Origin of the sequence: Jeotgalibacillus marinus (assembly GCF_040801915.1) — a bacterium.
GTDB classification, from domain to species: Bacteria; Bacillota; Bacilli; order Bacillales; family Jeotgalibacillaceae; genus Jeotgalibacillus; species Jeotgalibacillus marinus.
Window position 1 is genome coordinate 1 of the sequence record NZ_JBFMIA010000340.1, and the last position, 224, is coordinate 224.

Here is a 224-nt window from a genome sequence, read left to right on the forward strand (position 1 = left end):
ACGTTGCTCGAATTGGCAAGCATCCATCAACCAGAAGCCGCAGCTTATGTATTGCGAGATTTCCAGATCTTTGCGCCGATGATCATCACAGCTGATCGCGGACTGGATTGCGTCACAACCTATGACCCGGCGACCCAAGTTGCGACCATCCGAAGCTTGGAAAACGGTCGACTCGGTCCAGGCCAAACACACGTTACGGCGCGAACGACAAGCCTGACGCGATT

At 54.5% G+C, this 224-nt stretch carries 1 protein-coding gene; it reads left to right on the plus strand.

Going from position 1 to position 224, the window contains the following annotated elements; translation table 11 throughout:
- On the plus strand, nucleotides 1-224 hold a 224-nt coding region (locus tag AB1471_RS18100), incomplete at both ends, for a hypothetical protein (RefSeq protein WP_367781096.1).